This is a genomic window from Rhodococcus mengyinensis (genome assembly GCF_048381435.1).
Classification (GTDB): Bacteria; Actinomycetota; Actinomycetes; order Mycobacteriales; family Mycobacteriaceae; genus Rhodococcus_F; species Rhodococcus_F opacus_D.
On the sequence record NZ_JBLWIT010000161.1, the window covers coordinates 91,043 to 104,759 of the forward strand.

Genomic DNA, 13,717 nt, shown 5'->3' on the forward strand with positions numbered 1-13,717 from the left:
TCAGCGCCCGGATCGCTCCTCGGCCTGAGCCACGAGCGCGGCGAGCGCGGCCACCCAGAACTCCCCGAAACGGTCCACCTCCGGCGTCGAGAGGACGCCGGGCGGGAAGGACATGAACGCCGACAACTGCAGGCCCTCCGCGGTTTCCGAGATCACCGACTGGATGTCGAGAACGGCCTGGGCGGGCATCGCGCTCTTCTCGAATCCACCCGTGACGGGCGATTCGAAATCGGGCAGCCAGTCGAGTCCGCGTACCGCCTCGGGAACCTCGGCCGCGCTGACGCGTCCGATGTAGTTGAACACGATCTGCGGTTCCGACCAGTTCCTCATGACCGCCGACGTGTCGGGGTTCAGGTACCGGAGCAGGCCGTACCCGATTCCCCGGTCCGGGATCGCGCTCAGCTGATCCCGTACCGCGTGTACGGCGTCCGCCGCGCTCGCGCCACCCTGAAGGGCATCGGCGATGTCGACCCCGGCGAGGTCGAGACGTGCCGGGTACATCGTGGTGAACCAGCCGACCGTCCGCGACAGATCCGCACCCGGCACCGTGGACTCTTCACGTCCGTGGCCCTCGAGGGTGACGACCGTCGACGAAGCCTCGACTCCGCGGTCGCGCCGCCATGCGGCCACCGCCAACGCGAGCGCTGCCGCGAGGACGTCGCCGATCTCACCGTCGAGCGCACCCGGCGTGCCACCCAGCAATGCCTCGGTGACCGGTGCCGGAACATCCACCCGGGTTCGTTCCAGCGTGCTGACCAGATCGGTTCCCAGGTCCAGCTCACGCGATCCGAGCAGCGGATCCGGGCCGGTCAGCATGTGTTCCCACACCTCGAGTTCGGCCACCCGCTCCGGCTTGACCGCCGCCTCGAGCAGACCGTCGGTCCAGCGCCGCAGCGACGTTCCGACCGGCTCGAGTGACGGCGACGTGCCGGCGGCGATCTGCGCGCCCGCGGTCGCGAAGTCCGGCACCAGGATCCGCCACGACACGGAGTCGATGACGAGGTGGTGCGGCACCACGAGGAGCCGTCCGCGCCGATCCGACTCGGCGGGGTCGAGCCAGACGAACTGGAGCATCGACCCGGTGCGCGGATCGAGGCGATCCAGCGCCGCGTCGAAGGCCGCACTCGCCACCGCGTCGAACTCCGGCGAACCGGGCTCGTCGCCGGCCGCGATTTCCACCCGCTGCACGGTGGCGTCGATATCGACGCTGCCCGCGGGTGCGATCTCGAGCGCGTCCTCTACACCGGACGTGACCAGAGTCGACCGCAGCACGTCGTGCTTGTCGACCACGGCGGCGATCGTCGCGGTCACCTGCTCGCGTTCGATCCCGGCGGGCAACGTCAGCATCAAGGGCATGACGAACCGGTCGAAGTCGCCGCCGCGCTCCACCATCTTGCGGGCGACCGGGGTGAGCGGCACAGTTCCGACGCCACCACCCTCGTACTCCTGCAGTGCGGCCGCCGCGGACTCGCCCGAATCGGCCACCGCGGCCAGCTCGGCAACGGTGCGCCGCTCGAACACATCTCGCGCGGTGAAATGGATACCGGCCGAACGTGCCCGCGCCACCAGCTGGATGGACACGATGCTGTCGCCGCCGAGCTCGAAGAAGGAATCGTCGATTCCGACGCCCTCCCGGCCGAGCAATTCGCCGAACACGGTCGCGAGTGCACGCTCGGTGTCGGTGCGCGGCGCCCGGAAGTCGGCCGCCGACGCGAAGTCCGGCACCGGCAGCGCGCGCCGGTCGAGCTTGCCGCTGGTTCCCAGCGGAAGTTCGGCGAGAATCATCACGGAATCCGGAATCATGTACTCGGGCAGCGATTCCGCGACGAACCCGTTCAGTGCCGCCGGGGCGAGAACCGCGTCCGGCTTCGGCACGACGTAGGCGACGAGCCGCGCACCCACCTCGCTGTTGTGGACGATCACGGCGGCCTGCGCCACGTCGCGATACCGGACGAACGCCTCCTCGACCTCGCCGAGCTCGATACGCAACCCGCGCACCTTCACCTGGAAGTCGGTACGGCCCACGAACTCGAGGACGCCGTTCTCGTTCCACCGGACGAGGTCGCCGGTGCGGTACATTCGCGCACCCGAATCGCCGAACGGGTTCGCGACGAACCGTTCCGCGCTCAACGCGGAACTGTTGACGTATCCGCGAGCGAGTTGCGCGCCGTCGAGGTACAGCTCACCGGGAACACCGACCGGCGCCGGGTTCAGATGAGCGTCGAGCACGTAGGCCCGCGTGTTCCAGGCCGGCGAACCGATCGGTGCGATCGTCGCCGTTCCCGACGGCTCCACCACGTGGGCCGTCGAGTTGATGGTCACCTCGGTCGGGCCGTACAGGTTCACCAATTCCGCGGAACCGAGACCGGCGACCCGCTCGGCCGCCGACTGCGGCAGCGGCTCACCGCCCGCGAAGACCAGGCGCAGCGAACCGCACCGGTCGGCCGTCGCGGCGTCGAGGAACATGGTCAGCACCGACGGGACGAACTGGATCACCGTCACCGCTTCCGTGCCCACGGTCGCTGCCATGTAGTCGGGGTCGCGGTGACCGTCCGGCGACGCGATCACGAGAGTGCCACCGACCACCAACGGCAGGAACAGCTCCCACACCGAGGCGTCGAACGTGAACGGTGTCTTCTGCAGCACCACGTCCTGCGCGCCGATGCCGTAGACGTCCCGCATCCACGCCAGCTGGTTGGCCAGCGCCGAATGCGGAATCGCCACGCCCTTCGGACGTCCCGTCGAACCCGACGTGTACAGCGCGTAGGCCAGGTTGTCCGGGCGCAACTCGGCGAGCCGCTCGGAATCGTCGACCGGGCCGTCCGCGTACTCGGACAGGTCGAAGTCCTCGACCAGGTACACCGGCACGTCCACGTCGAGATTCGCGATGTCGTCGGCCAGGCTCAGCACACACGTCGGCATGGCACTGTCCACCACGTACGAGGTGCGGTCCGCCGGGTGCTCCGGGTCGATCGGCACGTACGCGCCGCCCGCCGCGTGGACGGCGTAGAGGCTGATCACCATGTCGAGCGAGCGTCGCATCGCGATGCCCACCACCGAGTCCGGCCCCACCCCGATCGACATCAGGTGCCGCGCCAGACGATTCACCCGCGCGTCGAACTCCGCGTAGGTGAGGCGCACATGGTCCGCCACCACCGCCGTTCGATTCGGTGTGCGGGCGACCTGGGCGCCGAACATCGACACCACGGATTCGTCGGTGACGTCGTGCCCCGAGTCGTTCCACCCGGACAGGACGAGTTCGCGTTCGTCGCCGGTCAGCAGATCGAGATCGCCCACCAGCGTGGAACTGCCTGCCGCGACGGTCTGCAGGATCCGGTTCAGCCGGGACCCGAGCCGCTCGACGGTGTCGGCGCCGAACACGTCCGGGAGGTACTTCAGGACCAGTTGCACCTCGCTGTCCGACTGGGCCAGCAGGCTCAGCGGGTAGTGCGAGGCGTCGCTGATCTGCACTCCGGCGACCCGGAGCCCGTCGATGTCGCTGTCCTCGGTGAGACCTGCGCGGTCCACCGGGTACGACTCGAACACCGTCAACGTGTCGAACAGCCCACCGATTCCGGCGATCTGCTGGATCTCGGGAAGACCGATGTGATGGTGGTCGAACAGCGTCGACTGTTCCGCCTGCAGTCGCTCGAGCAGTCCGAGGAGCGACTCACGGGGATCGATGCGCACGCGAATCGGGATGGTGTTGATGAACAGGCCCACCATCGACTCGATGCCGGCGACCTCCGGCGGGCGACCCGAGACGGTGGCGCCGAAGACGACGTCGTCCGAAGCCGTCATGCGGGCCAGTAGCAGACCCCATGCCGCCTGGACGATCGTGTTCATCGTCAGGCCGCGGTCCCGGGCGATGCGCGCCAGGTTCTCGCTGACCACCTCACCGAGGTGCAGCGCGAACTCGGCCGGCTCGGGTCGGTCCTCGCTGCTCGGCGCCGGGGCCAGCACGGTCGGACCGTCCAGTCCCGCCAGTGCGTGCGCCCACGCGCTGCGCGATGCGTCGGTGTCGCGTTCGGACAGCCAGCCGAGGAAGTCGCGGTAGCTGCGCACACGCGGCAGCACCGAACCGTCTCCGCGGGTCGCGTACAGCACCAGCAGGTCCTTCATCAGCAACGGCATCGACCATCCGTCGAGCAGGATGTGGTGGTTGCTGATGGAGAACCGGTAGCTGTTCTCACCCGTGCGGATCAGCAGGAACCGCATCAGGGGCGGACGACTCATGTCGAACCGTGCCGAACGATGTTCGCTCAGAACGGAACTCATCCGCTCCTCGCGTTCGGTCCCGGACAGACCGGAGAGGTCGAGCTCTTCCCAGGGCAGTGCGACGCGGTCGACGACCACCTGGACCGCGGTCCCCGAATCGTCGGGGACGAACGCCGTGCGCAGGTTCGCGTGACGTGCGATCAACGCCTCCGCCGCGCCGCGGAGCCGGCCGGTGTCGACGATGCCCTGGAAGTCCAGCACCACCTGAGCGGTGTAGACGTCGACCGCGTCCTCGGCGAGAACGGAATGGAAGAACATTCCGGACTGCAGCGGGGCGAGCGACCACACGTCGGTGGCGTCGGGGTAGCGCCGCTCGAGCGCCTCGAGGTCGTCCTGCGTCACGGACACCAGCGGAACGTCGGACGGTGTCAGACCGCCGCCGTTCGGCCCGGAGGCGTGCTCGGCCAGCGCGGTCGCCGCGGCGTGCCACAGTTCGGCGAGCTCCCACACGTCCGCCTCGTCGAGAATCTCGGTGGCGAACGAGATCTTGGCTTCGATCTGGGGACCGGACGCCGTCTCCGACGTCACCGCGTTGATGCTGAGCACCGCGGGCGCCACCATGTCGTCGTCCATGGCACCGCCGAACTCACCCGAATCGCTGTCGGGGATCCAGCCGAGATCCCGGATCTCGGCGGGCAGATCCACCGAGCCCGCGCGACCGAGGTAGTTGAACCCGATCTGCGGAGTCGGCAACGATGCCAGAGCCGCAACGGTCTCCTCGTTCAGGTAGCGAAGCAGGCCGTAGCCGATGCCCTTGTCGGGCACGGCAAGCAGCTGTTCCTTGACCGCCTTCAGTGCCGCGCCTGTCGACGTCCCGCCGTCGAACGCGTCGTCGAGATCGGCCCGGGAGACGTCCAGCCGCACCGGGTACAGGCTCGTGAACCAGCCCACCGTGCGGGAGAGGTCGGCACCGGGCACGGTCGCCTCTTCCCGGCCGTGTCCCTCGAGGTTGATCAGCACCGAGCGATCCTCGGTCCCGTTGCGGAGTCCACGCCAGCGCGCGACCGCGAGAGCGAGAGCCGCGAGGAGGCCGTCGTTGACACCGCCGTTCACGGACTGCGGGATCGTGGTGAGCAGCGCCTGCGTCACCTGCGTGGAGAACGTCATGCTCAGGCGGTCGGTCCGGGCGATCACGTCGCGTGCGGGATCGAATGCACGCTTTCCGATCAGCGGATCCGTGCCCGCGAGCATCCCGCGCCAGAAGTCGAGTTCCGCCACGCGGTGCGGCGACTTCGCCTCCTCGACCAGACCGTGCGCCCACGCACGGACCGAGGAGCCGACCGGTTCGAGCTGCGCCGGCTGTCCCGCCGTGATCTGCGAACCCGCGGTCGCGAAGTCCGGCAACAGCACTCGCCAGGACACACCGTCGACGACGAGGTGATGCGCGAGCACCAGCAGGCGGCCGCTCTGCCCCGGCAACGACGCCGCGGGAGCGAACCACACGAACTGCGTCATCCGGCCCGACGCCGGATCCAGCCGCTCCGCCGCACGGTCGAGAGCCGCGCGTGCCAGTCTCTCGAATCCGTCCGTTCCCGGCTTGTCGGTGAACTCGATCTGCTCGATCAGGTCGTCCGCACCGAACGCCTCTTCGGTGGGGAGAGCCTCGAACGCCCAGTCGTCCCCGGTCCGGGTGAGCCGGGATCGGAGAATGTCGTGGCGTTCCAGGACAGCATCCACCGTGGCCACCAGCTGATCCCGCGTGACCGCGGGCGGGGTGGTCAGCAGAACCGCCTGCGAGAACTTCTCGAAGGTCCCTGCCGTCTCCACCAACCAGTGCGCGATGGGCGTGAGCGGAATCGATCCGACGCCGCCGCCCGGCAGCTCCTCGAGCTTCACCGACTCGACGTCGGTGGCCCACGCGGCCACGTCGGCCAGCGCCGAGACGGTCTTGCGCTCGAAAACGTCCCGAGCCGTGAACAGCACCCCGGCGTTCTTCGCGCGGGTCGTCAGCTGAATGGACACGATGCTGTCGCCGCCGAGGGCGAAGAACGAGTCGTCGACGCTGACGCGGTCCACACCGAGCACCTGCGCGAAGACGTCGGCGATGGCCTTCTCCATCGGCGTCGACGGCGCGCAGTACTCACTGGCAGCCGACACGAACTGCGGCTCGGGAAGCGCCTTGCGGTCGAGCTTTCCGGCGGGCGTCAGCGGCACCGAGTCGATCGCCATGATCGACGACGGCACCATGTACCCGGGCAGGGTCTCGGACACGAACGCCGACAGTTCCGCGACGTCGATCGACGCGCCGGCAGCGGGCATCACGTACGACACCAGCACGGTCTGACCGGTCTGCTCGCGGTGATGGCCCAGCGTGACCGCGAAGTCCACGCTCGGGTGGCTGCCGAGTTCGGCGTCGATCTCACCGAGTTCGATGCGGAACCCACGGACCTTCACCTGGAAGTCGGACCTGCCGACATAGTCGAGGACGAGGTCGCCGGTCTCCCCGTCGTGCACCCAGCGGACGACGTCGCCGGTGCGGTAGAGCCGCTCACCGGGACCGCCGAACGGGTTCGCGACGAAACGCTCCGCCGTCAGGGCGAACCGGTTGTGATAGCCGCGTGCCACGCTCGGACCCGCCACGTACAGCTCACCCGCGACCCCCACCGGGACGGGCGTGAGCCGGGAGTCGAGCACGACCACGTCGACGCCCCGGGTGGGACCACCGATGGTGACGGGCAGATCCGCCTTCATCGGGTTGCTCGACGTGCTCCAGATCGTCGCCTCGGACGGCCCGTACAGGTTGAACATGCGCCGGCCCGGCGCCCACTTCTGCATGAGTTCCGGCGGGCAGGCCTCGCCGGCCACCGACAGCACCTCGATGCCGTCCAACCCGGCCGGGTCGACCGTGGTCAGAGCCGCGGGCGTGATGAACGCGTGCGTGACCTTCTGCTTCTTCAGCAACCGGGCGAGTTCGTCGCCGCCGTAGACGACGCCGGACGCGATGACCATCGTCGACGCGGCGGCCACGGCGTGCAGCAGTTCGAACACGGACGCGTCGAAGCTCGGCGAGGCGAAGTGCAGCACCCGCGACTGCGGAGTGAGGCGGAGTCGCTCGACCTGCTCGGTCGTGACGTTCGCCAGCCCGGTGTGGGTGACGACGACGCCCTTGGGCAGACCCGTCGACCCCGACGTGTAGATGACGTACGCCGCGTCGTCGACCCGGGTCGGACGGATGCGGTCGGCGTCGGTGACGGCCTCGCACGACACGGACGCACAGTCGCCGTCCATCTCGTCCTCACCGAGCACCAGCCACCGCACGGTGTCGGGCAGCTCGCCGACGTGGGCGCCGGTGGTGAGACCGACCTCCACGCGGGAGTCCGTGACCATGTGCAGGATCCGGTCGAACGGGTAGCTCGGATCGACGGGCACGAATGCGGCGCCGGTCTTCGCGACCGCCCAGATGGAGAGGATCGATTCGACGGAACGCGTCAGCGCCAGCGCGACGAAGTCGTCGGCCCCGATGCCCCTGCCGATCAGGACGCGGGCGAGACGGTTCGAGCGCTCGTCCAGTTCACGGTAGGTGACCTGTTCGTCGCCGCACACGACGGCGACGGCGTCGGGGTCCACCGCCGCGGCGGTGGCCAGGATGCTCGACAGGAGCTCCGGTGCGGCGCTGTCGGCGCCGCGCACGGGTGCCAGCACCGCGTGCTCGTTCTCGCTCAGGACGTCGATGTCCCCGATCAGCACGGAGGCGTCGGTAGTGATCGCCTCGAGGATGCGCTGGAAACGGAACGCGAACGACGCGATGGTGCGTTCGTCGAACAGATCCGTCGCGTAGGTGAAGACGCCCCGCATCGGCGCGGCCCCGGCCGCGTCGGCTGCGTCCGCGAGTGTGAGCTGCAGATCGAACTTCGCGGCGCTGATTCCACCGTCGAGTCCCTCGACCGTCAGGCCGGGCAGCTCCAGGTGCGCCTGCTCGATGTTCTGGAAAGCGAGTGCCACCTGGAAGAGCGGCGAGAACGCCGTGGAGCGTTCCGGCTGGAGGATCTCGACCAGCCGCTCGAACGGCACGTCGGTGTGCGTGAACGCACCGAGGTCGTGCTGACGCACCTGCGCGAGGAGGTCGGCGAACGTCGCGTCGACGTCGACCTGCGCGCGCAACACCAGCGTGTTGACGAACATGCCCACGAGATCGTCGAGCGCGGCCTCGCCGCGGCCCTCGATGGCAGTACCCACCGCGATGTCGTCCGTGGCGCTCAACCGAGCGAGCAGCACCGACAGGGCCGCGTGCGCGACCATGAACAGCGACGCGTTGTGCTCGCGCGCCAGCGCCCCGAGCCGGTCGCGCAGTTCCGCGTCGATCTCGAAGTCGAAGTTTGCGCCGCGCATCGACTGCGCGGGCGGCCGCGGCCGGTCCGTCGGCAACGGCAGCACGTCCGGCAGACCGCTGAGCGTGGTCCGCCAGTAGTCGATCTGCTTGGTGGCCAGCGAATCCGACGCGTTCTCGTCGCCGAGCAACTCGTGCTGCCAGAGCGAGAAGTCCGCGTACTGGACGTCGAGCGGAGCCCAGGCAGGTTCGGACCCGGCGGCGCGGGCGCTGTAGGCGATCACCACGTCGCGCGCCAGCGGTGCCGTCGAGGCCCCGTCGGACGAGATGTGGTGGACGACGATGACCAGCACATGCTGCTCGGCGTCGATCCGCAGGAGACGCGCGCGGACCGGGACGGCCTTCGCGACGTCGAAACCGGCGGTGACGAGGGAGAGCACGCGCTCACGCAGAGCTGTCTCGTCGGCGACGTTCTCCACGTCCAGCGAGGTGAAGCTCCGGGTCCGCGACAACACGACCTGGCCCGGACCGTCTCCGGTGTCGGGATACGTCGTGCGCAGCGTCTCGTGCCGTTCGACGACGTCGCCGAGTGCCTGCTCGAGCGCCGAGACGTCGAGGTGGCCGGTCAGCCTGATCGCCAGCGGAATGTTGTAAGCCGCCGACGCCGTGTCGAACTGGTTGATGAACCACATGCGGGACTGCGCCGGGGACAGCGGAATCCGGGCCGGACGCGGTTGCGGCACCAGGGCCGGACGGCTCGCGCCCGCCGAATCGGACTGCTCGGCGCGAGCCGACAGCGCGATCACCGTCGGAGCCTCGAACAGTTCGCGCACACCGATCGACGTGTCGAGCGCGGCGTTGACGCGGGCGACCACGCGTGTCGCGACCAGCGAGTTGCCGCCGAGGTCGAAGAAGCTCGTGTCCACGCTGACCCGCTCGTGACCGAGCACGTCCGCGAAGACTCCCGCGACAATCTCCTCGACGGGCGTACGCGGAGCCTTGTAGTGGTCCACGGCGCCACCGAACTCGGGTTCGGGGAGCGCCTTGCGATCGAGCTTGCCGTTGATGTTCAGCGGCAGCGCATCGAGGGCGATCAGCGCGGACGGCACCATGTATCCCGGCACCGACCGGCCGGCGAACGTGAGAACGTCCGCGTCGTCGACGGAGACGCCCTGCTCCGGCACCACGTAGCCGACGAGCCGGTCCCCGGTGTGACGGTCGTGGTGGACCACGACGACGGCCTGCGCCACCGACGGGTGCGCCACGAGCGCCCGCTCGATCTCGCCGAGTTCGATCCGGAAACCGCGGACCTTGACCTGGAAGTCGCTCCGGCCGACGTAGTCGAGATTACCGTCGCGGTTCCACCGCACCAGGTCACCGGTGCGGTACATGCGCTGTCCGGCGTCGCCGAACGGATTGGCGACGAACCGTTCCGCAGTGAGGTCGTGGCGGCCGAAGTAGCCGCGCGCCAATTGCTCGCCCGCGAGATAGAGCTCACCCGTGACGCCGGCGGGAACGGGGTGCAGACGCGAATCGAGAACGTACGTCTGCGTGTTCCATTCGGGCCTGCCGATCGGCACCGAACCGTCGCGCTCGTCGCCGCACCGGTAGTGGGTGACGCTGACGGCGGCCTCGGTGGGGCCGTACAGGTTGAAGATCTCCGCGTCGGAGACGTCGCGGAAGCGGAGCATCGTGTCGGCAGGCAGTGCCTCACCGATGCAGAGCACACGTGTCAACGACACCAGCTGGGCCGGTTCTGCCACCGCGACGAACGCCGACAGCAGCGAAGGCACGAAGTGGACGGTCGAGACCTGCTGCTCCGCAACGAGTGCGGCCAGGTACGACGGGTCGCGGTGGCCGTCCGGTGTGGCGACGACCAGACGTGCGCCCGCGGTCAGCGCCCACCAGAACTCCCACACCGACAGGTCGAACGTCGCCGCCGTCTTGAGCAGCACCGAGTCTTCTGCGGTGAGCGGGTATTCCGACTGCTTCCACCGCAACTGGTTGGCGATCGCTCGGTGCGCGATCGCCACACCCTTCGGGCGGCCGGTCGAGCCGGACGTGTAGATCACGTACGCGGCGTTCTCCGGCCGCAGCGGCGCGATCCGCTCCGAGTCGGTGAGCGGGGACGGGTCGATTCCGCCCAGATCCAGTTCGTCGAGAAGGAGGTAGTCGACCTCGCCCGGCAGTCCCCCGACGACGGCGCGGGTCGCCAGGACGCAGACGGGTTGCGCACTCTCGAGCACGTACGCGGTGCGCTCGGCCGGATGGTCCGGGTCGATCGGCAGGTACGCACCGCCGGCCGCGGCGATCGCGTACATGCCGACCAGCAGTTCCACCGAACGCGGAATCGCCAGGCCGACCACGGTTTCCGGGCCGACCCCGCGGCCGACGAGATGCCGGGCCAACCGGTTGACCCTCGCCGAGAAGTCGGCGTACGTCAGCGACTCGCCCTCGAACACGAGAGCGGTGACGTCCGGGTTCTCCGCGGCGGCGGACGCGAACATGTCCGCGAGCGTCGTCTCCGGCAGGGCCCGCTCGGTGTCGTTCCATCCGGACACCACGAGCGCGCGCTCGTCGCTGCTTGCGAGCGGCAGGTCGCCGACCGCGGTCCGCGGCGAATCCACCGCGGCGGCCAGGACGCGGCGGAACATGTCCGCGAAACGCTTGACGGTGGCGGCGTCGAACAGGTCGGTGGCGAACGTGAACACACCCGACATCTGCTCACCCTCGGGGCTGTCGCCCAGGATCAGATGGAGGTCGAACTGCGCGGTGTCGCCCTCGACCTCGAGCGGTGTGACGGTGAGGTCGGGCAGTTCCAGCTCGGCCTTCGTCGTGTTCTGGAACGAGTAGCCCACCTGGAAGATCGGATGGTGGGCCATCGAGCGTGCCGGGTTCAGGACCTCGACCAGGCGCTCGAACGGGACGTCGGCGTGCGAGAACGCCTCGAGGTCGGCCTCCCGGGCACGATCGAGGATCTCGTCGAACGTCTGCTGCCCGTCGACCTGCACCCGCAGTGCGAGGGTGTTGACGAACATGCCGACGACGTCGTCGAGTTCGCGCTCGCCGCGGCCTGCGATCGGGGTGCCCACCGAGATGTCCTCGGCGCCGGACAACCGGCTGAGCAGCACCGCGAACGCGGCGTGCACGGCCATGAACACGCTGGCGTTGTGCCTGCGGGCCAGCGCTGCCAGACCGCGGTGCACCTCGGCGTCGATGGTGAAGTCGATCCGCGACCCGCGCAGGGACTGCACGGGCGGTCGCGGCCGGTCCACCGGCAGCTCGAGGAGGTCGGGCACGCCGGCCAGCGTCTTCTTCCAGAAGGCCAGCTGGGCGGCGATCAGGCTGTCGGGGTCGTCCTCACTGCCGAGGAGTTCACGCTGCCAGATCGCGTAATCCGCGTACTGCACCGGGAGCGGCGCGAAGCCGGGTTCCCGGCCTGCCGCCCGCGACGCGTACGCGACCATGACGTCGCGCACGAACGGCGCAGTGGATTCGCCGTCGGTGGACACGTGGTGCACGACGAGTGCCAGCACGTAGTCCTGCGGGCCGACCTCGAACAGTCGCGTCCGGATCGGCGGAACGTCAGCGGTGACGTCGAATCCGGCGGTGACCATCTCCACCAACTGCTCGCGCAGTTCGTCGTCCGACACCGCAGCGGGCGTCAGGTCCAGCCGGACCTGGTCGGCGGGGAGGATCACCTGATGCGGGCCCTCCGGCGAGTCCGGGTAGATCGTGCGCAGCGACTCGTGCCGGTCGAGCACGTCGAGCACCGCGGACTGCAGCGCGTCCACGTCCAGCGCACCGGTCAATCGGACCGCGAGCGGAATGTTGTAGGCGGGCGAGTCCGGGTCGAAGCGGTTGATGAACCACATCCGGGACTGTGCCAGCGACAACGGGACGAAGGCAGACCTCTCCCGCGGCGCGAGGACGGGCCGCGGTCGGACGTTCTCGTCGGAGGTGCCGATGCGGGCGGCGAGGCCCGCGACCGTCGGCGCCTCGAACAGTTCCCGCACTCCGATGCGACGACCGAAGACCTGTCCGGCCCGCGACACGACACGGGTGGCGCTCAGCGAGTTTCCGCCGAGGTCGAAGAAGCTGTCGTCCACGCTGACCTGCTCGAGTCCGAGCACGTCGGCGAAGATGCCTGCGATCGCCTCTTCCGCCGGCGTCGTCGGGGCACGGAACTCCGCGCCCGCGGTGACGAACTCCGGCTCGGGCAGCCGCGCGCGATCCAGCTTGCCGATGCCTGTCAGCGGGATCTCGTCGAGGAGGATCACGACGGACGGCACCATGTACGGCGGAAGCGTCTCGCCTACAACCGACTTCAGCGATTCCGGATCGACCGTCGCGCCGTCGGCGGGCAGGACGTACGACACGAGGGTCGTCAGCCCGGCCGGGTTCTCGCGACCCACGGTCACCGCGAACTCGACGTTCGACTGCGCGGCGAGTGCGGCGTCGATCTCCCCGAGTTCGACGCGGAACCCGCGGACCTTCACCTGGAAGTCGGACCGGCCGACGTACTCCACCCGGTGTCCGTCCGCCCAGCGCACGACGTCGCCGGTGCGGTACATGCGCGCGCCGGGTTCACCGAACGGGTTGGCGACGAACCGCTCCGCCGTGACCGACGGACGGTTGTGGTAGCCGCGGGTCACCGACGGGCCGCAGATGTAGAGCTCGCCGGGAACGCCCTCCGGCACCGGACGCAACCGCGAGTCGAGGATGAGGGATTCGACGCCACGCAGCGGCGAACCGATCGTCACGCGCTCGCCCGCCACCATCGGTTCGGTGATGGTGACGATGACCGTGGTCTCGGTGGGTCCGTACGCGTTGCGCATCTCGCGGCCGGGAGCCCACCGCGCCACGAGTTCCGGTGTGCAGGTGTCGCCGCCGACCACGACGGACGTGACGGAGTCGAGGCCGTCGGGGTCGACGGTCATCAGCGCCGTCGGTGTCATGACCACGTTGTTGACCCGTTCGCGGCGGATCAGGTCGGCGAGTTCGTCGCCGCCGTAGACGTCCGCGGGCGAGATCACCAGGGTGGCGCCCGCGCTGAACGCGGCGAGCATCTCCCCGACCGACGTGTCGAAGCTCGGTGACGCCACGTGCAGGAAACGGGAGTCCGGTGACACGACGTAGTGCTCGCGCACCTCGCGGGTGAGGTTCGCCAGA

General features: G+C 69.2%; 1 protein-coding gene (only partly in view). It reads right to left on the bottom strand.

Annotated elements, in window-relative coordinates; translation table 11 throughout:
- Positions 1 to 13,717 carry the 3' portion of a non-ribosomal peptide synthase/polyketide synthase gene (locus ACNJ7E_RS42975; RefSeq protein ID WP_418342638.1) on the bottom strand. It continues 20,012 nt past the right edge of the window, so 13,717 of the gene's 33,729 nt are visible here — the last part of the coding sequence; the start codon falls outside the window, past its right edge; its stop codon occupies positions 1 to 3.